Origin of the sequence: Bradyrhizobium sp. Ghvi, assembly GCF_900115265.1 — a bacterium.
Classification (GTDB): Bacteria; Pseudomonadota; Alphaproteobacteria; order Rhizobiales; family Xanthobacteraceae; genus Bradyrhizobium.
Genome location: NZ_FOVU01000001.1, coordinates 840,336 through 861,090 on the forward strand (window position 1 = coordinate 840,336; position 20,755 = coordinate 861,090).

At 64.3% G+C, this 20,755-nt stretch carries 16 protein-coding genes; 6 read left to right on the forward strand and 10 right to left on the reverse strand.

Features of this window, described 5'->3' with window-relative positions:
* Positions 1–143: 143 nt before the first annotated feature.
* From BM374_RS03960 to BM374_RS03970, 3 genes are read left to right on the forward strand one after another with little or no spacing between them, the layout of a single operon-like run.
* Complete coding sequence (locus BM374_RS03960; protein ID WP_092290216.1) at positions 144–626, forward strand: MarR family winged helix-turn-helix transcriptional regulator; 483 nt, start codon at positions 144–146, stop codon at positions 624–626.
* Positions 619–1,782: an HlyD family secretion protein gene (locus BM374_RS03965; protein WP_092289231.1), complete on the forward strand. Its 1,164-nt coding sequence runs from the start codon at positions 619–621 to the stop codon at positions 1,780–1,782. Before BM374_RS03960 ends, BM374_RS03965 begins: the two co-directional genes overlap by 8 nt.
* Positions 1,783–1,796: 14 nt before the next feature.
* Entirely contained in the window at positions 1,797–3,353 is a 1,557-nt protein-coding gene (locus BM374_RS03970) for an MDR family MFS transporter (RefSeq protein ID WP_092289232.1), read from the forward strand.
* A 140-nt stretch (positions 3,354–3,493) separates the two neighbouring features.
* Here the strand turns inward: BM374_RS03970 and BM374_RS03975 are convergent, their stop codons facing one another.
* The 6 genes from BM374_RS03975 to pcaF form a co-directional block, all read right to left on the reverse strand.
* Positions 3,494–4,585 (reverse strand): phosphotransferase family protein, encoded by a 1,092-nt coding sequence (locus tag BM374_RS03975; protein WP_092289233.1) that lies wholly within the window; start codon positions 4,583–4,585, stop codon positions 3,494–3,496.
* Between the two features lie 50 nt (positions 4,586–4,635).
* Positions 4,636–6,327, reverse strand: a complete 1,692-nt coding sequence (locus tag BM374_RS03980) for a methyl-accepting chemotaxis protein (RefSeq protein WP_092289234.1) — start codon at positions 6,325–6,327, stop codon at positions 4,636–4,638.
* 151 nt (positions 6,328–6,478) lie between these two features.
* On the reverse strand, positions 6,479–7,081 hold the full coding sequence (gene pcaG, locus BM374_RS03985; protein WP_092289235.1) for a protocatechuate 3,4-dioxygenase subunit alpha: 603 nt from the start codon (positions 7,079–7,081) through the stop codon (positions 6,479–6,481).
* Between the two features lies 1 nt (position 7,082).
* The gene (gene pcaH / locus BM374_RS03990; protein ID WP_092289236.1) at positions 7,083–7,784 is read right to left on the reverse strand and encodes a protocatechuate 3,4-dioxygenase subunit beta; all 702 of its coding nucleotides are present in this window, start codon (positions 7,782–7,784) and stop codon (positions 7,083–7,085) included.
* A 122-nt stretch (positions 7,785–7,906) separates the two neighbouring features.
* Complete coding sequence (locus tag BM374_RS03995) at positions 7,907–8,800, reverse strand: dioxygenase family protein (RefSeq protein WP_092289237.1); 894 nt, start codon at positions 8,798–8,800, stop codon at positions 7,907–7,909.
* Between the two features lie 116 nt (positions 8,801–8,916).
* A complete protein-coding gene (pcaF, locus tag BM374_RS04000; RefSeq protein WP_092289238.1) occupies positions 8,917–10,125 on the reverse strand; it encodes a 3-oxoadipyl-CoA thiolase in 1,209 nt (402 codons plus the stop codon).
* Between the two features lie 251 nt (positions 10,126–10,376).
* On the opposite strand from pcaF, the gene mutS reads away from it, so the two are divergent.
* Complete coding sequence (mutS, locus tag BM374_RS04005; RefSeq protein ID WP_092289239.1) at positions 10,377–13,115, forward strand: DNA mismatch repair protein MutS; 2,739 nt, start codon at positions 10,377–10,379, stop codon at positions 13,113–13,115.
* Between the two features lie 138 nt (positions 13,116–13,253).
* Here the strand turns inward: mutS and BM374_RS04010 are convergent, their stop codons facing one another.
* From BM374_RS04010 to BM374_RS04020, 3 genes are all read right to left on the reverse strand, one after another.
* A complete protein-coding gene (locus BM374_RS04010; RefSeq protein ID WP_092289240.1) occupies positions 13,254–14,930 on the reverse strand; it encodes a methyl-accepting chemotaxis protein in 1,677 nt (558 codons plus the stop codon).
* 246 nt (positions 14,931–15,176) lie between these two features.
* Positions 15,177–15,977 carry a hypothetical protein gene (locus tag BM374_RS04015; protein ID WP_092289241.1) on the reverse strand — a complete coding sequence of 267 codons (801 nt, stop codon included), beginning with the start codon at positions 15,975–15,977 and terminating at the stop codon, positions 15,177–15,179.
* Between the two features lie 172 nt (positions 15,978–16,149).
* The gene (locus BM374_RS04020) at positions 16,150–16,659 is read right to left on the reverse strand and encodes an OsmC family protein (protein ID WP_092289242.1); all 510 of its coding nucleotides are present in this window, start codon (positions 16,657–16,659) and stop codon (positions 16,150–16,152) included.
* A gap of 244 nt (positions 16,660–16,903) precedes the next feature.
* On the opposite strand from BM374_RS04020, the gene BM374_RS04025 reads away from it, so the two are divergent.
* Positions 16,904–19,693: a [protein-PII] uridylyltransferase gene (locus tag BM374_RS04025; RefSeq protein ID WP_092289243.1), complete on the forward strand. Its 2,790-nt coding sequence runs from the start codon at positions 16,904–16,906 to the stop codon at positions 19,691–19,693.
* Between the two features lie 64 nt (positions 19,694–19,757).
* On the opposite strand, the gene BM374_RS04030 is transcribed toward BM374_RS04025, so the two are convergent.
* Positions 19,758–20,288, reverse strand: coding sequence for a methylated-DNA--[protein]-cysteine S-methyltransferase (locus BM374_RS04030; protein ID WP_092289244.1), 531 nt, complete (start codon positions 20,286–20,288; stop codon positions 19,758–19,760).
* A gap of 92 nt (positions 20,289–20,380) precedes the next feature.
* Between BM374_RS04030 and BM374_RS04035 the strand changes: the two genes are divergently transcribed.
* The gene (locus BM374_RS04035; RefSeq protein WP_210188573.1) at positions 20,381–20,743 is read left to right on the forward strand and encodes a DUF1304 domain-containing protein; all 363 of its coding nucleotides are present in this window, start codon (positions 20,381–20,383) and stop codon (positions 20,741–20,743) included.
* Positions 20,744–20,755: the final 12 nt, after the last annotated feature.

Sequence of the window (20,755 nt, forward strand, 5' to 3'; positions counted from 1 at the left end):
AACATTTCGGCCGGGGAACCCAAAGCGCGACCGACGCCGCGGCGATCAGCCATGCTTTTGCTGCGGGACAGCATCCCGTGGTGTCGCCATGAAAAATTCATAAGCTTGCTTATTATATTCCAAGCTTATTGGAGACCAAGCTCATGACCCGCGGGTCTGTCGACCAGAATTTCCTGTTCACGCTCGGCGAGCTGTACCGCCTGTTGCGCGTCTATGCCGACAAGGAAGCCTCGCGCTTCGGCATCACTCGGGCGCAATGGGCGGTGCTGGCCAAAGTCGAGCGCAGCGAGGGTATGAAACAGTCCGAGCTTGCCGAATTGCTGGAGATGCAGCCGATCACGCTGACGCGGCTGATCGACAAGCTCTGCGACAGCGACTGGATCGAGCGCCGCAACGACGCTTCTGACCGCCGCGTCAAGCGACTGTACCTCAAGAAAGCCGGCCGGCAATTGCTCGGCAAGATGAGCGGCCTCAAATCCGAGCTGACCGCGAACGCGCTCGACGGCATCAGCCCGGCCGACGCCCACCGTCTCCTCACCCAACTCGAAACCATCAAAGAAAACGTGCGGAACGCGATCCAGACCAGCGGAGCGGAACAAGCGCGTAGGGAGCAGCGCTATGGCTGATCAGGTTCTCAAATTCCAGCCCGAGCAAAAGATCGACAGCGGCAAGCCAACCAAGAAGGCCGGCACCGATCCGCGTCGGCGCTTCGTCGCCGGCCTGCGCCGCTATCGCCGCTTCCTGCTGATGGTGGTGCTGCCGATCGTGGCCGTCATTGCCGGTCTCACCTTCTATCTCAATGGCGGCCGCTACGTCGGCACCGATGACGCCTATGTCGGCGCGCAGAAGGTGCTGGTGACGCCCGACATCTCCGGCAAGATCCAGAAGGTTGTCGTGAAGGAGGGGCAATCCGTCAAGCAAGGCGACGTGCTGTTCGAGATCGACCCCGTACCCTTCCGCAACGCACTGGATGAAGCCAAGGCGCAGCTCGCGCAGGCCCGAACGACGTACGACAATCTGGCCGCCAACATCAAGATTTACGGCGACATGCTCAACCTCGCCCAGCAGGGCGTGGATCTGAAGCAACGCGACGTCGAGCGCAAGCAGGCGCTGGTCAAGAACAATTTCGGCTCGCAGCTCGATCTCGATAATGCGTCGAATGCACTGGTGACCGCTGCCGCGCAAACCCAATTCATCAAGCAGCAACTCTCGAACGCCAAGACCCAATTGCTCGGTGACCCTTCCTTGCCGCTGGAGCAGTTCCCGCCCTACGCGCAGGCGAAGGCCAAACTCGACGATGCGCAACGCAATCTCGACCACACCGTGCTGCGCGCGCCCATGGACGGCGTCGCGACCCAGGTCGAGCAGATCCAGCTCGGACGTTTCGTTGCGGCCGGCACGCCGGTGTTCTCGATCATCGACGTCGCTCATCCCTGGGTCGACGCCAACCCGAAGGAGAGCGACCTCACCTATGTCGCCGAGGGTCAGCCCGTCACGCTCGAAGTCGATGCGTTCCCGAACCATGTCTTCAAGGGCAAGATCGGCTCGCTGTCGCCCGGCACCGGCGCGCAATTCGCGATCCTGCCGCCGCAGAACGCCACCGGCAATTTCGTCAAGGTGGTGCAGCGCGTGCCGATCCGCATCTACTTCGACGAGACCGACAAATTCGTGAAGAAGCTGAAGGCCGGCATGAGCGTCTATGCCACCATCGACACCGGCCACAAACGCTCGCTCGCCGGACTGTTCGGCCTGTCGGCGACGGCCGGTCAGGACAAAGACTGAGAAGGACTGATCCGATGTCGGGTCCCCACGCCAACCTGATGGTCCCCGGTCTGCGCCGGAACATGGTGACGATCTGCGCCATGACCGCGACCATCATGCAGGCGCTGGACACCACGATCGCCAACGTCGCCTTGCCCTACATGCAGGGCACGCTGTCGGCCTCGCAGGACCAGATCAACTGGGTGCTGACCTCCTACATCGTCGCGGCCGCGATCATGACCGCGCCGGTCGGCTGGATCGCCAACCGCTTCGGACGCAAGCGCATCTTCATCATTTGCTCGGCCGGCTTCACCATGGCATCCGTGCTGTGCGGCCTCGCCCAGGACATCAACCAGATGGTGCTGTTCCGCCTGCTGCAAGGCGTGTTCGGCGCCGCGCTGGTGCCGCTGTCGCAATCGGTCATGCTCGATTATTACACACTGCAGGAACGCGCAAAGGCGATGTCGATCTGGGGCATGGGCGTGATGATGGGGCCGATCATGGGCCCCTCGCTGGGCGCCTGGCTGACCGAAACCTATTCCTGGCACTGGGTGTTCTTCGTCAACCTGCCGTTCGGCGCGATCACGGTGATCGGTCTCCTCATCTTCATGGATGAAACGAAGAAGGACCTGAGCCTCAGATTCGACTGGTTCGGCTTCGCCGCGCTGGCGATCGCGATCGGCTCGCTGCAACTCGCGCTCGACCGCGGCGAACAATTGGGCTGGCTGGAATCAAACGAGATCCTCGCGGAGTTCGTCGTCTCGGCTGTCGCCTTCTACTTCTTCCTCGCGCACTCCTTCACGACGTCAACGCCGTTCATCCGCTTCGCGCTGTTTCGAGATCGCAACTTCGTCACCGGCTGCGTGTTCATGATCGTCATGGGGCTCGTGCTGTTCTCGACCATGGCGCTCGCCTCGCCCTACATGCAGAACGTGATCGGCTATCCCATCATCACCGCCGGGCTCTTGCTGGCGAGCCGCGGCTTCGGCACCTTCTTTGCCATGATGCTGGTCGGCCGCATGATGCGTTACTTCGAGGCGCGCACCCTGATCATCTCGGGCCTGACGCTGACCGCGGGCTCGCTGTTCCAGATGACCGGCTGGACCGATTTGACCCAGGTGCCGGAGATCGTGACCGTCAGCGTCATCCAGGGCTTCGGCTTCGGCCTCGTGTTCGTGCCGCTCTCGACAGTGGCGTTCCTGACGCTGTCGAACGATCTGCGCACCGACGGCACCGCGATGCTGACCCTGATGCGCAACGTCGCAAGCTCGGTCGGCATCTCCGTCGTCATCGCCCAGCTGACGCAGGGGACGCGACGAACCTATGCGATCCTGTCCGAGCACATCAACCCGTTCAACCAGGCGCTCCAGATGCCTGATGTCAGCCGCATGATCGATCTCACCACAAGCGCCGGCCATGCCATGGCGGACAGGATGGTCAGCGTGCAGGCGCAGATCATCGCGTTTTCGCACGACTACCAGCTCGTGATGTTCTTCATCCTCTGCACCATCCCCCTCGCGCTGCTGATCGGCTCGACCAAGGCCACGCTGCGCAAGCAGGCGGCGGGACCGGAACATGCGGTGATGGAGTAAGCACAGCCGTCATGCCCCGGACGCGGCGCAGCGCTTCTTCAGCGGTGCGCTGCAGAGCCGGGGCCCATGGCGCGACAGATTGGGTCCCGCTTCTGCGGCGCAGCGTTGCACGCTGCACCGCGCCCGGGACACGAGCCCTGCTACAGCAACTCCTCGCAGCCGAGATCCTCGACCGCCATCATCACCCGCTCCAGATTATTCCACCAAATTACGGGCTGGAGGTCGATAGCCCATTGCCAGACCGGCTTGGTGATGTGCCAGAGCACTGACCAGCGATAGTCCTGGTCAAGCGCGCCGCGCGTGTAGCCGGTGACGCCGTGGGCGAGCAGCGTCTCGTAGTAACGATTAAGGAGCGCCCGCTCGAGCGCCTGCCGGCGCTCCGGATACCATTGGATCGCCATCATATAGGCGAGGTCGTGGGTCGGCACGTTGATGCCCCACAGGTCGAAATCGAAGATGCGCACGGTGCCGGCGACGCCGGCGCGTGGCAGCAGGAAATTCCATGTATGCGCATCGCCGTGGACGATGCTGACGTGGCGGTGCGAATGGTAGCGCTGCGACAGGCGCGCCGACTGCTCGATGAGACGGCGATAGAGAATGCGTCGTTCCTCGCTCAGGCGATCACCGATCTGATCGGCGAAGCGATCGTAATGACCGGCGAAGGTCTCCATGCGCGCGGCGCTATCCTCGGTGCTCGACCAGGTGCCGACGGTCTGGCCGAGGCCAGGATGATTCCACCACGCCGCATGCAAGCGCGCCAGCGTCGTGACGATCGCCATCGACTGCTCTCGCGACGGGGGCAGCGTCGGTACAGTCGCCAGTTCATGGCTATCGGTGAGGTCTTCGAGCAGGAGATGCCACTTCCCGCTCTCCGCGTCGAAACGTCCATCGAAGCAGCGTGGCACGATTCCCGTCGGCATGTTCGGTCCGAGCTGCGTGTAAAAGGCGACCTCGTGCTCGCCGCGATCGGCAGGTGTCCCGACGAAGCCAGCATGCACCATCTTCAGGATCAGAGATTGCGGCGCACCGGTGGACTCGCCGACATAGCGCAGGCCGAGGCGAATGATGCGCGAGACGACGGTATCGCGCTGATGCAGCACCTTCACCTCGCGCACGGCGCCGGCGTCCAGCGCGCCGGCCTTGCGCAGCGCGGCCGACAATCGGGCAGGCTCGACGACATCAGGCAGTTGTGGAGGTGTCATGAAATTCACGATGCCCCTGTCCCAGGCCATACTGCACGATCACGCCTCCACGCGCCAGCGGCACCGACCGGGTGCCGGCATTACGCCGCAGCGGTCGAGTCCCGCACGGTACGGACCACGACTGATCGCAGCGTTTCCAGATTGGCCGCCATGCCCGCGATGGCCTGCCTGACCTCCGCGGCACGCTCGTTCACCGAAGCGGCGTCGCGGCTGACATTGGCGATCTTGGCCGAGACCTCCCTGGCGGCGGAGGCCGATTCGGAGATCGACCGGGCGATCTCCCGCGTCGCGGCGTCCTGCTCTTCCATCGCGGCCGCAACCGAGGTCGCAACCCCATCGATCTCGACGATATGGCCGCCCATGGTCTCGACGGCATCGACGGCGGCCTGCGTCGAGGCCTGGATCTCCGCGATCAGGCGTCCGATCTCCTCGGTCGACTTTGCGGTCTGATCGGACAGGGATTTGACTTCGGCAGCGACGACCGCAAAACCGCGACCGGCCTCACCGGCGCGCGCGGCCTCGATCGTGGCATTGAGTGCGAGCAGATTGGTCTGGCCGGCGATGCCGCCGATCAGGTCGGAGACCTCGGCGATCTTCTTCACGGCGTCCGCCAGCGCCTGGATGGTCGAGCGCGCCTGCTCGCGGCCTGCGACCGCCGACTTGGTGACCGTCGAGGTGCGACCGACCTGTGCCGCGATCTCCCGAATCGAGGCGCTCAGCTCTTCGGCGGCAGCCGAAACGGTCTGCGAGCTGCCGAGCGCCTGGGTGGAGGCGGCGGCAACCGCTTGCGATTCCGAAGACAGGGATCGCGCGATCTCGGACAGGCTCAAGGCAGCGCGCTCGACGCCTTGCGTCGCCGCACTCGCGGTGTCGACCGAGCGGCCGGTTTCGCGCTCGACGGTCTCGGCCATCTGGTGTAGCGCGCCGCGCTTGGCAAGCGCAGCTTCCTGCGCTTTCTGCAATTGCTCCTCGCGCAGGCGCGAATTCTCGATCGCTCCCTGCTTGAACACCTGCAGTGCGCCCGCCATCGAGCCGACCTCGTCCCGGCGGTGCGCGAAGGGAATATCGGCCGCGAGATCGCCGGTGGCGAGCTTCTGCATCGTGTCCGTCATGCGTACGATCGGGCGCACCACGCCGAGCGCGACTCCGAGCAAGCCGGCGGCAATGAAGGCGAGCACGGCTGCGGAGACGCCGAGCAGAATAAAGAGCATCGCGCTGTCGCGGTCGGCGGCCAGCTTCTCCATGTCGGCATTCTGCCTGTTGGCGCTTTCGACGATGCTGTCGATGACGGCACGATGCGCGGTGTAGGCGTCCTTGAGCTGCGCATAGGCGCGTTCAGCGCTGGCCAGATCCCTGGCCTTGAGAGCCGGCAGGAGCTGATCGGACAGCAGCTTCCAGAACTTCTGCACCTCGGCGTCGGACCTGGACACCAGAGCCGCCTTCAGGTCGGCCGAGAGGCTGGAGGCGGTCCAATAAGCCTTGCGCTCATCGTAGTCCTTGCGGAGCTGGACCAGGCGCTCACCATGGGCGGCCAACTGGTCCGGCTCTCGCATGGCAAGGGTGGCTTCGAGATAGGCCTCGATGACGTATTCCGGCGGCGGCAGGATATCGGCGATGAGGTCATTGCCGAGCTTGATGTCGGAATAGAGCGGCCCACCGACCTTGAGCTCGCGCAGGGCGTAGAGGCTGGTCGAGACGACCGCCGTGAAACCGATGGCCAGAACGATGCCAAACGCAATGATAGCCGACGACAGCGAAAGACGAATCTTCATGAAGCAATCCGATAGCCCGCGCCAAATAAAGACGAAGACTATCGGACTGCGGTAAACACGGACTTTATTCGCGCAGAAATTGCATCGCATGCGCCTCCGGGGAAATACGGGAGCACTGCCGGCGACCTGATGTCGCCGGCATGTCCTTGCCTCACACGTCGAAGAACACCGTCTCGCCGTCGCCCTGCAGGCGCAGGTCAAGGCGATAGACCGGCTTGCCGGCCTCCCGCACGGCGATCAGCGTGGCGCGGCGGTCCGCCGGCACCAGCGCCAGCACGGGGTCAGCAGCGTTGCTGACCTCGTCGCTGAGATAGATCCGGGTGTAGAGGTGCCTGAGCATGCCGCGGGCGAACACCGCCAGAACAATGTGCGGCGCCTGCGGCTTGCCATCAGGGTCGGGAACCGCGCCAGGCTTGATGGTGTCGAAGGAATAATTGCCGTCCTTGTCGGTGCCGCAGCGGGCAAAGCCACGGAAGCTGGCGTTGGGCAGCGCGCGCTTGTCCTGCGGATCGGCGTAGCGCCCCTGCGCATCCGCCTGCCAGATCTCCAGCATGGCGTCGGGCACGACTGCGCCGTCGCCGTCGAGCACCCGGCCCTCGATGCGGATGCGGTCGCCGGAGACATCTGGTGTCAGCGTCGAGTTGGTGAAGGCATCATTCCAGGAATAGTCGCCTGTCGGTGTCAGGCCGTATTTGAAGAACGGGCCGACGGTCTGAGACGGCGTGATCCCATCGGGCTTCGCAGAATTCTGCACGTTAGTGGGTCTCCATGGGGGTAGCGTTCTTGCCGCGCAGCACGATATCGAAGCGGTAGCACAGCGCCCATTCGGGCTTCGTGTTCTCCAGGTCGAACGAGGAGACCATGCGCATCCGCGCCTTCTCGTCCGGCACCGAGTTGAAGATCGGATCGAACGGGAACAGCGGATCGCCCGGGAAATACATCTGCGTCACCAGGCGCGAGATGAAGGAATGGCCGAACACCGACAGATGGATGTGAGCGGGGCGCCAGGCATTGTGGTGATTGCCCCAGGGATAAGCGCCGGGCTTGATGCTGACGAAGCGATAATAGCCTGATGCATCGCTCACGGTGCGGCCCGCGCCGGTGAAGTTGGGATCGAGCGGCGCCGGATGCTGGTCGCGGACATGGACGTAGCGGCCGCAGGCGTTGGCCTGCCAGATCTCGACCAGCGTATCGGCCACGCCGCGGCCGTCCTCGTCACGGACATGGCCGTGCACGATGATGCGCTCGCCGAGCGGCTCGCCCTTGTGCTGGGTGGTGAGGTCGTTGTCGCCCTCGCGCACGGTCTCGTGGCCGTAGACCGGTCCGGTCAGTTCCGACAGGGTGTGGCGCATCGGGATCAAGGGCTTGTTCGGCGCGCGCTTGATCGAGCTCTTGTACTCAGGCGACAGCGGCAGCGGATGCGCCTTGTTGCTGTCCGTGGGATAGATGAATGTCATTGGCGAACTCCTCCCCGGCGATTTTCGGTCCAGCCGGACACCATTTGCGCCAATCATTATAGAATATAACTAATCTAGGGAAGCCGCTTTCGCGCCCTTCCCTCACTCTGACCTGTCTAATCCTATTTGATCGGCGCACGGGGTAGCACGGCCTCCCCGGCTTCGAGCCGGTAGGTGTGATCGAGCGAATACCAGGGCGTTGAAACGTCGCGCGCGGTTGGATGCGGCGTCTCGTGGCGCACGAACTTGCCGATCAGCGCCTGCGTCACGCCGAACTGCACGTCGCTGTCGATATGAGGATCGTTGGGATCGTAGACCTGCGAGATCAGCACCTTGAAACCGTGCTTGAAGATCAGGGCGTGCAGATGCGCCGGACGATAGGGGTGCCGGCCCTGTGCCTCGAGCAGGCGGCCGACGACGCCGTCGGTCGGAATGGGATAGCCGATCATCATCACCGAGCGGAAGGAAAAGCGCCCGTCGGCATCGGTGGTGAACTTGCCGCGCAGGTTCATGTCGGCCTGCTCGGGATCCTGGTTCTCGTAAAGCCCGACCGGAGAGGCGTGCCAGACATCGACCTCCGCACCCGCGACCGGACGGCCGTCCTTGTCGACAACGCGTCCATTGACGAACAGCGGCGCGCCCGGCGTCTCGGAGCGGACGATCGATCCGCCATTCTCCACCCGCGGCGAGTTCAACCGCCAGAACGGGCCGAGCAGCGATTGATCGGTTTCCGTATTGCCCTGATCGCCGTTGTTGAGCAGGCAGACCAGCGAGGAGACGCCGAGCGAGCCCGCCATCAGCACCACTTCGTTATGCGTGTCGGTGGTCAGCTTGCCGAGTTCGGCAATGATAGAAGTGGCGTCGCGGAATTCCTTCTCGGTCAGCCTGACCTCACGAACGAAGCCGTGCAGATGCTTGACCAGCGAGACCATGATCTGCCGCATCCGCGGATCGGACGTCCGCTCCATCACCGCAAGAGCGGCTGCCGTGATGTCCTGCTCGCGCGCGATAGTCATGGGGTCATTCTCTCCCTGTCATTCCGGGGCGATGCGAAGCATCGAACCCGGAATCTCGAGATCCCGGGTTCGGCCCTATCGGGCTGCCCCGGGATGACGGTCCACGCAGTGGACCGTCAATTCAGCTTCTCGATCGCGACCGCAACGCCCTGACCGACGCCGACGCACATGGTGGCGAGCGCGAGCTTGCCGCTGCGCTTCTCCATGCCGTGCACGGCGGTGAGCACGAGGCGGGCGCCGCTCATGCCGAGGGGATGGCCGAGCGCGATGGCGCCGCCGTGCGGATTGACGTAATCGGCGTCATCAGCGACGCCGAGCTGGCGCATGCAGGCGATGCCTTGCGAAGCGAAGGCCTCGTTGAGCTCGATCAGGTCGAAATCGGTGATCTTCTTAGCCAGCCGCTCCATCAGCTTGCGGGTCGCGGGCACAGGTCCAATACCCATGATGCGCGGCGGCACGCCGGCTGAAGCGAGGCCGAGAATGCGCGCGCGCGGCGTCAGGCCGTGCTTCTTCACAGCGGCTTCGGATGCGAGGATCATCGCGGCCGCGCCGTCATTGACGCCGGAGGCGTTGCCGGCGGTGACGGTGCCAGGATTGCGCACGATCGGCTTCAGCTTGGCGAGGCCCTCCAGCGTGGTCTCGGGACGCGGATGCTCGTCCTTGTCGACGGTGATGGGGCCGGCCTTGCCGCCGGGAATGGTGATCGCCGTGATCTCCTCGGCGAAATAGCCTGATGCGATCGCCTTGCCGGCGCGCTGCTGCGAACGGATGGCGAAGGCATCTTGATCGGCGCGCGAGACCTGGAATTCCTCGGCGACGTTCTCGCCGGTCTCGGGCATCGCATCGACGCCGTATTGCGCCTTGAGCAGCGGATTGATGAAGCGCCAGCCGATCGTGGTGTCGAAGATCTCGGCGGAGCGCGAGAAAGCTTCCTGCGCCTTGCCCATCACGAAGGGCGCACGGGTCATGGATTCGACGCCGCCGGCGATCGCCAGCTCGATCTCGCCGGAGCGGATGGCGCGGCCCGCGGCACCGACCGCATCGAGGCCGGAGGCGCAGAGCCGGTTCAGGGTCTGGCCGGGAACCGAGTCCGGCAAGCCTGCCAGCAGCAGCGCCATGCGCGCGACGTTGCGATTGTCCTCGCCGGCCTGGTTGGCGCAGCCGAAGAAGACCTCGTCCACCTGCGCCCAGTCCAGATTGGGATGCTTAGCCATCAGCGCCTTGATCGGGGCGGCCGCAAGGTCGTCGGCACGCACCTTGGCAAGCGAGCCACCGAAGCGGCCGATCGGGGTCCGCACGGCATCGCAGATAAAGACGTCACGCATCGTTGTTCTCCCTGACTGCCGCGGTTCGGCCAAATTCTTCAATGTCGCCGGAGTTTTAGGAGGGCGCCCGCGACAGGTCAATTGACGGTTTCGCGGGGGCTGTCATTCCGGCCCTGCGCCGTGCCGGCGCATCCCGGAATGACGACCGAAAATGTGGCAGCCGCGTGCATTACACGGACAACGTGGAAAACCTCAGCTTACTGGCCAAACCAATAGGAGCAGGAAGCGAAATTTTGTAGGTTGCGCCGCCCATGACGATGCAACAACCGATACCCGTCCCGCCCCGCGAGGACGTCCCCGCACAGCCGGCGGAAGCCGCTGTGCGCGTCACCCCGATGATGGAACAGTATCTGGAGATCAAGGCCGCGCATCAGGGCCTTTTGCTGTTCTACCGGATGGGCGACTTCTACGAGCTGTTCTTCGAGGACGCAGAGATCGCGTCCAAGACGCTCGGTATCGTCCTGACCAAGCGCGGCAAGCATCAGGGTGCCGATATCCCGATGTGCGGCGTCCCGGTCGAGCGCTCCGAGGATTATCTGCATCGCCTCATCAGCGCCGGCCATCGGGTCGCGGTGTGCGAACAGACCGAGGATCCTGCGGCCGCGAAGGCACGCGGCAACAAGAGCGTCGTGCGCCGAGGCGTGGTGCGGCTGGTTACGCCGGGCACGCTGACCGAGGACACGCTGCTGGATGCGCGCGCCAACAACTATCTGCTGGCAATTGCGCGCGCCCGCTCCTCCGCCGGCGGCGACCGTTTCGGGCTTGCCTGGATCGACATCTCCACGGCCGAATTCACCGTCACCGAAGTTTCGGGTGGCGAGCTCGCCGCGACGCTGGCGCGCATCAACCCGAACGAGGCCATCGTCACCGACGCGCTCTATGGCGACAACGAACTCGCCCAGACCTTGCGCGAACTGCCGGCGGTGACGCCGGTGACTCGCGACGTCTTCGACGGCGCCACCGCCGAGAAGCGGCTCTGCGACTACTTTGCCGTCGCGACCATGGATGGGCTGACACAGCTGACGCGGCTCGAGGCCACCGCTGCAGCCGCGGCGGTCACCTATGTCGACCGCACCCAGGTCGGCAAGCATCCGCCGCTGTCGCCGCCCTCGCGCGAGGCCTCAGGCGCGACCATGGCGATCGATCCTGCCACCCGCGCCAATCTCGAGCTGACGCGAACCCTTGCGGGCGAGCGCCGCGGCTCGCTGCTCGATGCGATCGACTGCACCGTGACCTCGGCCGGCTCGCGGCTGCTGGCACAACGGCTCGCCGCGCCTTTGACGGACGCACCGGCGATCGCGCGGCGGCTCGATGCCGTCAGCGCCTTCGTTGCGGACTCGGCCACGCGCGAGGACGTCCGCAGCATTTTGCGCGGCGCGCCGGACATGTCGCGGGCGCTCGCCCGTCTCTCGGTCGGCCGCGGCGGCCCGCGCGATCTCGCGGGGCTGCGCGACGGCATCGTCGCCGCCGACCAGGTGCTGGCGCGGCTCGGTGAACTCGACCAGCCGCCGCAGGAGATCGCCGCGCTGATGGCGGCGCTGAAGCGGCCGTCACGCGAACTCGCGGCCGAATTCGGTCGCGCGCTCGACGAGCAGCTGCCGCTGATCAAGCGCGACGGGGGCTTCGTTCGCACCGGCTACGAGCCGGCGCTCGATGAAGCGCGAAACCTGCGCGACGCCTCGCGCTTGGTCGTGGCCTCGATGCAGGCGCGCTATGCCGACGACACCGGTGTCAAGGCGCTCAAGATCCGACACAACAACGTGCTCGGCTATTTCGTCGAGGTCACCGCGCAGCACGGCGACAAGCTGATGTCGGCGCCGCTGAACGCGACCTTCATCCACCGCCAGACGCTGGCAGGCCAGGTGCGCTTCACGACCTCGGAGCTCGGCGAGATCGAAGCCAAGATCGCCAATGCCGGTGATCGCGCGCTCAATCTCGAGCTCGAGATCTTCGAGCGGCTCTGCGCCAGGGCGATCGAGATCAGCGACGATCTGCGTGCCGCAGCGCAAGGCTTTGCCCTGCTCGATGTTGCAACCTCGCTGGCCAAGCTCGCGGTCGATGAGAATTACGTGCGGCCCGAAGTCGACGGCTCGCTCGCTTTTGCCATCGAAGCTGGACGCCATCCCGTGGTCGAGCAAGCCCTGAAGCGCAATGGCGAGCCCTTCATCGCCAATGCCTGCGATCTCTCGCCCGCGCCCGCACAGAAGTCCGGCCAGCTCTGGCTGCTGACCGGTCCGAACATGGCCGGTAAATCGACCTTCCTGCGTCAGAACGCGCTGATTGCGCTGCTGGCTCAGATCGGCAGCTTCGTGCCGGCCGCGCGCGCGCGGATCGGCATCATCGACCGCCTGTTCTCGCGCGTCGGCGCCGCCGACGATCTTGCCCGCGGCCGCTCCACCTTCATGGTGGAGATGGTCGAGACCGCGGCGATCCTGAACCAGGCCGGCGAACGTTCGCTCGTCATCCTGGATGAGATCGGCCGCGGCACCGCGACCTTCGACGGCCTCTCCATTGCCTGGGCCGCGATCGAGCATCTGCACGAAAGCAATCGCTGCCGCACGTTGTTTGCGACGCATTATCACGAGCTCACCGCGCTGTCGGCAAAGCTGCCGCGGATGTTCAATGCGACGGTGCGGGTGAAGGAATGGCAGGGCAATGTCGTGTTCCTGCACGAAGTGCTGCCGGGCTCGGCCGACCGCTCCTACGGCATCCAGGTGGCCAAGCTCGCCGGCCTGCCGCCGCCCGTGATCACGCGTGCCAAATCGGTGCTGGCCAAGCTGGAAGCCCAGGACCGCGGCCAGACCGCCCGCGCGCTCGTCGACGACCTGCCGCTGTTCGCCGTTCCCTCGCGTGCCGCCGCCGAATCCGCGCCGCCAAGCGAGGCCGAGCTGTTGCTGGACGCGGTGAAGGCGCTGCATCCCGACGAGATGTCGCCGCGCGAAGCGCTTGATGCGCTCTATGCGCTGAAGGCTAAACTGCCGAAGCAGTGAGAGGTGCGGTAGGGTGGGTTAGCCGAAGGCGTAACCCACCACTTCTGTCACCGCGGAGATGAAAGCGGTGGGTTACGCCAAGTGGATGCGCGTTGCGCATCCACGGGGCTAACCCACCCTACGATTCCGAGCGCTTTGCTACGCCCTCGCCGCCATCGCAGCCGCTTCCGCGGCGGCGCGCTGCATGCTGGTCGACATTTCGTTCGTGACCGTGCTCTGCTCTTCGATCGCGGCGGCGGTCGAGGTGACGTATTCGCTGACGTTGTTGATCGCCTGCTTGATCGAGCCGAGCGCGCTGACGACATCGCCCGAGATGCCGTTGAGGCTGCCGATCTCCTGGCCGATCTTGTCGGTAGCCTGCTTGGCCTGGTTGGCGAGGCTCTTCACTTCGGATGCGACCACGGCAAAACCGCGGCCGGCTTCACCGGCGCGGGCGGATTCGATCGTGGCGTTCAGCGCCAGCAGGTTGATCTGGCCGGTGATGCTGTTGATCATCTCGACGATGCCGCTCATCGCCTGCGCGGCTTCGGTCAAGCGCTGGGCCTGGGCGTCGGCGGCGGCGACCTGATCCACGGCGCTCATCGCGGTCTCGCGCGACTTCGTCATGGCTTCGGAGATCTCGCGCACCGAGGCATTGAGTTCTTCCGAACCGGCGGCGACGGATTCCATCATGCCGCGGACGCGCTCGTTGCCCATGCGGACCAGCACCTGCTTGGTGGTATCGGCGGCATATTTCACGACCTTGAACGGCTTGCCGTTGAGGCCGAGGATCGGATTGTAGGAGGCCTGGATATAGACTTCCTTGCCGCCCTTACCGATGCGCTTGTATTCCCCCGCCTGGTACTGGCCGCGGTTGAGCGCAGCCCAGAACTCGCGATAGGCCGCGCCGTCGCGCTCACTGGGCTTGACGAACATGCTGTGATGTCGGCCCTTGATCTCGGCCAGCGAATAGCCGAGCGCGGTCAGGAAATTGGCATTCGCGGCGATGACCGTGCCGTCCATATTGAATTCGATCACGGCCTGCGTCTTGTCGATTGCCGCGATCTGACCGGCGAGGTCGGCGTTCTTCAGCTTGTCCGCCGTCACGTCGGTCGCAAACTTCACGACGCCGTAGGGCTTGCCGTTCTCGTCGAGCAGCGGATTGTAGGAAGCGAGGATCCAAACCTCCCTGCCGCCCTTGCCGATTCGCTTGAACTCTCCGGCCTGATAGTGGCCGCGGTTGAGCGCGGCCCAGAATTCGCGATAGGCCGCACTGTTGCGGTCAGCCTCGGCCACGAACAGGCTGTGGTGCTTGCCCTCGATCTCGGCGAGCGAGTAGCCGAGTGTCTTGCAGAAATTCTCGTTGGCTGTGAGGATGGTACCGTCGAGCTTGAACTCGATCACCGCCTGGGCGCGGCTGATCGCGGCAATCTTCGAAGCGTCCGTCATGCTCCGGACTTTTTTCGCAGTGATCTCGGTCGCAATCTTGGCGACCATCACCGTCTTGCCGTTGCCGTCGAGCACCGGATTGTAGGATGCTTCGATCCAGACCTCGCGGCCGCCCTTCGCGATCCGTTTGAACTCGCGCGCCTGATACTCGCCACGGTTCAATGCAGCCCAGAACGCCTTGTACTCGGCGCTGTCGCGCTGGTCGGCCGGCACGAACATGGAGTGATGCTTGCCCTGGATCTCCTCAAGCCGATAGCCGAGGGCATCGAGAAAATTCTTGTTGGCCGTGACGATGGTGCCATCAAGATTGAATTCGATCATGGCCTGCGAACGGCCGATGGCGTCGAGTCGCGCCTGTGCATCAACTTGGGATTTGCGACCAAACATCCAAATGTCTCCTCGTTGGGAATCGTTCCGCACAATATGTGCGGCCTTGCGTGCTCGAAACTTCGGCTCGCCGTTTGCTCTCATGTACTGGGGGAACTGTCCGCCCCGTCATTCGACTTGGGCCGTCTCGAACTCTGACGAGTAAACTTAGGGTCGATGCGCAAAGATTAGATTAACGACGCTGTCGAAACGCGCGGTCCAACACCGCAGAATTACGGCAGCTGAGCACGGAGGAGTTGCCGGCGCTTACGCCTCGATGCGCGATCTTCTGCGTCCGAACCACCACAGTGTCAGGTTCCACACCACGCAGGTTGCAAGCGCGAGAGAAAGACCTACCACCGATCCAAATTCCACGACCGCAACGTGCAGGACCGCGATCGCCATGCCGAAACCGAGCAACCCCCAGGCTGAGTTGGCAAGCACGGCAGCGGTCGGTGGTCCGCCGATACGCGGATGCAGGATCAGCATGATGCTGGAGAACACCACGGGATATAACGCGATGATGCCGCTGATCCTGGGGCCGACCCAGCCCGAGGTCGAGACCACGATGGCGACGAGAGTCGCGACGAGCGAAGCCCGCATCGGAATGTCGTACCAGCGGCGCGTCACCAGCGGCATCTTCACGTGGCGATAGCCTGACAGCAGCGGGATGCAGATGCCGAACGCGATCAGATTGGCGGCGAGTCCTGCCGTGAGCGGCCATTCGAACTGGCGGATGATCGAGGCGAGCACGACCCAGACCGCGACGGCGCTTCCGACGCTGAGGACAAGACTATGCCGCTGCGCCAGCACGACGTAGGTGAGTCCCATGAAGATCGTCGCGGCGTTGACCGGAAGGCTCGAGAGTGCACCCTGGGCGATGAAGGCCGCGTCATGGTCAATGGCGAGGAAGACGTAGGAAGGACCGGCAGAGACAGGCAACGTCGCGACCAGCGCGCCAATCACGGGGCCGGCACGCTCGGTGATCACGGACGCCGACACGACGAACGCCGCCGCGATCGCCATGCGCAGGAGAAGGAAGAGGATGAAGTGGAGGTCGAGGGACATTCTGTCTGTCATTCCGGACCGCGCAAAGTGCGAGCCCGGAATCCATAACCACAGGCATACTGATGAAGAGCTGGAGCAACGGCTGTCGAAATCACGACGGCCTGGGCTTATGGGTCCCGGGCTCGCGCCAAGCGGAGCGCCCCGGGAGGACACCTAGTATGGGACCTTCGCCTCACTTCCGCTGCATCGACACCGAAATCTTCGGGCCGTTCTTGATAGTCTGGTAGACCACGCAATAGCGCTCGGTGAGCTTGAGCAGGAGGTCGAGCTTGTCTTGCGGCGCATCAGTATCGACCTCGAAGCGGAGGCGTATCTCGGCGAAGCCGACTGGCGCTTCCTTGTCGACGCCGAGTGTGCCGCGGAAATCAAGATCGCCTTCGGCGTAGATGTTGCCGCTTCTGAGCGGCACCTCGATCGCAGTCGCAACTGACTTCAGCGTGACGCCGGCGCAGGCGACCAGCGCCTCGAGCAGCATGTCGCCGGAGCAAAGTTCGAGACCGGAGCCGCCGGTCCCGGGATGCAGCCCGGCCATGGCGATGGCCCGGCCGGTCTCGACCTTGCAGGCGATGCCTTCGCTGTCGGTCGAGCCCTTCGCCTTCAGCGTGATCATCGCGGTCTTGGGATCTGCCTTGTAGCGCTCCTTGATCGGGGCCTGCATCTGGCGCAGCTCTGCGGCGTCCATTGTGTTCTCTCCCTGACGTACCGATGAGCGGTATAGGAGGCGATCGGTTTCGTGTCAGCCCATGATTGGTGGAAGCTGTCATGAGCAGCCGGCGGCGCACGTGAAAAAATCAAATATATTCATTATGTTACGTCGGAATCCGAGATTAACATTGGGGCCGACTGGCCTGCGCGGCCGAACTCGCCCCTCGTCCGTCCGCGAATGTCTCGTGACAGCGCCTGTCACCTCTTATATCCGGTGAGACATGGACAGCGTTGCGACTGAGCATAAACCCGAGGTGGATGATCGCTTCGATACCGCGCGGATTGCCGCCGCGGTCGATGCCCTTGCCGAGAAGCATCAGGGCCGCGAGGACGCATTCCGCACGGCGACCGCGCAACTGCTCAAGGCCGAGCTGATCGCAGCGCGCGCGGCCGCGCAGACGATTCTCCTGAAAGACCGCCATGGCCGCCGCTGCGCCGAGCGGCTGTGCCACGTCCAGGACGAGATCATCCGCATCCTCTATTCGGCCGCGACCCGCCATCTCTACCGCTCCCCGATCCCAAGCGGCGCTGAGCGCATGGCGGTGGTGGCGACCGGCGGGTATGGCCGCGGCCTGATGGCCCCGGAATCGGACATCGATCTCCTCTTCATCCTGCCCTACAAGCAGACCGCCTGGGGCGAGCAGGTTGCTGAAGCCATTCTCTATTGTCTCTGGGACATGGGCCTGAAGGTCGGCCACGCCACCCGCTCGGTCGATGAATCGATCCGCCAGGCGCGCGGCGACATGACCATCCGCACCGCCATCCTGGAGACGCGCTTCCTCACCGGCGACAAGCCGCTTTATGACGAGCTGGTCGAGCGCTTCGACAGAGAGGTGGTGCAGGGCACCGCGTCCGAGTTCGTCACGGCCAAGCTCGCCGAACGCGAAGAACGCCATCGTCGCGGCGGCCAGTCGCGCTATCTGGTCGAGCCCAACGTCAAGGACGGCAAGGGCGCGCTGCGCGACCTGCACACGCTGTTCTGGATCGCCAAATACGTCTATCGCGTCCGCGACACCGACGAGCTGGTCGAGCGCGGCGTGTTCGACGCGCAGGAGTACCGCAGCTTCCGCCGGTGCGCCGATTTCCTCTGGTCAGTGCGCTGCAATCTGCATTTCTACTGCAATCGTGCCGAAGAGCGCCTCTCCTTCGACCTTCAGCGCGAGATCGCGGTCCGGCTCGGCTACACTTCGCATCCCGGCATGCAGGACGTCGAGCGCTTCATGAAGCACTACTTCCTGGTCGCCAAGGAAGTCGGCAATCTCACGGCGATCCTGTGCGCCAAGCTCGAGGACCAGCAGGCCAAGCCCGCCCCGGTGCTGAGCCGGATGATGGCACGGCTGCGCCCCACCCAGGCGAAGCGGCGTGTTCCCGAGAGCGACGACTTCATCGTCGACAACAACCGCATCAACGTCGCCGCGCCCGACGTTTTCAAGCACGATCCGGTCAATTTGATCCGCATCTTCCGCCTGGCGCAGAAGAACAACCTCGCCTTCCATCCGGATGCGATGCGCGACGTGACGCGCTCACTCGGCCTGATCAACGCGCACATGCGTGAGAATCCCGAGGCCAACCGGCTGTTCATGGAGATCCTGACCTCCGACAACGCCGAGATCGTGCTGCGCCGAATGAACGAGACCGGCGTGCTCGGCCATTTCATTCGCGCCTTCGGCAAGATCGTCTCGATGATGCAGTTCAACATGTATCATCACTACACCGTCGACGAGCACCTGATCCGCTGCGTAGGCTTCCTCCAGGACATCGAGCGCGGCGGCATCGAGGAGTTCGCGCTCGCCAGCGACCTGATGCGCAAGATTCGCCCCGATCACCGCGCGGTGATCTACATCACGACATTGTTGCACGACATCGCCAAGGGGCGGCCGGAGGATCACTCGATCGCAGGCGCCAAGGTCGCGCGACGGCTCTGCCCGCGGCTCGGCTTCAGCGCGGCCGACACCGAGCTCATAGCCTGGCTGATCGAGGAGCATCTGACGATGTCCACGGTCGCGCAGTCGCGCGATCTCTCGGACCGCAAGACCATCGAGAATTTTGCCGCCGTGGTGCAGTCGGTCGAGCAGATGAAACTGCTGACGATCCTCACCACCGCCGACATCCGCGGCGTCGGTCCGGGCGTGTGGAACGGCTGGAAGGCGCAGCTCCTGCGCTCTCTCTATTACGAGACCGAGCCGGTGCTGACCGGCGGCTTTTCGGAGGTCGACCGCGGAAAACGCCTCGTTGCCGCGCACGCCGAATTCCGCACGGCCTTCGCCGAATGGCCGGCCGACGAGCTCGATGCCTATATCGGCCGGCACTATCCGGCGTACTGGCTCAAGGTCGAGCTGCCGCGAAAGATCCGTCACGCCCGCTTCGTGCGGTCGAGCGAACAGGCCGGCCACAAGCTCGCAATCAATGTCGGCTTCGACGAGGTGCGCGGCGTCACCGAGCTGACGATCTTCGCTGCCGACCATCCCTGGCTGCTGTCGATCATCGCCGGCGCCTGCGCTTCGGCCGGCGCCAATATCGTCGACGCCCAGATCTACACCACGACCGACGGGCGCGCGCTCGACACGATCTCGATCTCGCGTGAATACGACCGCGACGAGGACGAGGGAAGGCGCGCCACCCGCATCGGCGAGATGATCGAAGACGTGCTGGAAGGCAAGCTGCGCCTGCCCGAAGTGGTGGCGCGGCGCACGGTGCGCAGCAAAGTAAAGCCGTTCGTGATCGAGCCGGAGGTGACCATCAACAACCAATGGTCCGACCGCTATACCGTGATCGAGGTCTCGGGCTTGGACCGCCCCGGCCTGCTCTACGAACTGACCACTGCGATCTCGAAGCTCAACCTCAATATTGCCTCGGCCCACGTCGCGACCTTCGGCGAACGCGCCCGCGACGTGTTCTACGTCACCGATTTGCTCGGCGCGCAGATCAACGCGCCGACCCGTCAGGCCGCGATCAAGAGCGCGCTGACGCATGTCATGGCCGGCGACAAGGCGGTCCAGCCGGCGGCGTAACAGCGCACATCTCTGTCCTCGTCATTCCGGGGCGCGCTTCGCGCGCCTCGGAATGACAGGAGAGCTAAATTTCCACGCCCTCATGCCGCAGCAACCAGCGCTTGCGCTCGAGCCCGCCACCGTATTTCACCAGCGAGCCATCTGCGCCGATCAGGCGATGGCATGGCAGCACCACGCTGATCGGATTGGAGCCATTTGCATGGCCGACGGCCCTGATCGCCCTGGGCATCTCGATCCTGGCGGCGAGCGCGCCGTAACTCATCGTGGTGCCTGCCGGAATTTTCGTCAGCGCCGTCCAGACCTTTTGCTGGAACGGCGTTCCACCGATGCGCCATTCGATTCGTGCAAGCTGGCCGAGATCACCCTCGAAGTAAGCCGACAGTGCGGCCTTCATCGCCGTCGGCGCAACCTGATCGACCAGGTCCACCGCGCCGTGATGCAGGCGCAAAAGCTCGCGCATGCGGTGCTCGTAGTCGTCCCAATCGAGCGCGCGCAACGCACCGTCGGCATCGGTGACGAGCAACGCGATCCCGATCGGCGTCGCCAGCCGATCGAGGCCGAAGCGTTCGGGCGTTTTGGTTGATCGGGTGGGCATTGCGGCACCATCACTTCGAAACACGCCATCGCACTTGCCATGCAGGCCATGCTAACGTCCACCCGAAAGCTGACGCTTTGGGGGAGCTCATCTTGATTCTCATCGCCAATATCCTGGTGGCGCTGGTCGCCGCGCTGCACACCTATTTCCTGATCCTGGAAATGTTTCTCTGGGACAAGCCATTGGGCTTGAAGACCTTTCGCAATACCCCCGAGAAGGCCGCGATCACCAAGGTGCTGGCCGGCAATCAAGGTCTCTACAACGGCTTCCTCGCCGCCGGCCTGATCTGGAGCTTGGTGCACGGCAATCCGGCCCTCGCGTTTCAGATCAAGGTGTTCTTCCTGCTCTGCGTGGTCGTGGCCGGCGCCTATGGTGCGGCAACCGTCAGCGCGCGCATCCTGATCGTGCAGGCGCTGCCGGCCGTGATCGCGCTGGTCGCCTTGTTCCTGGCCTGAGACCTTGGTCTG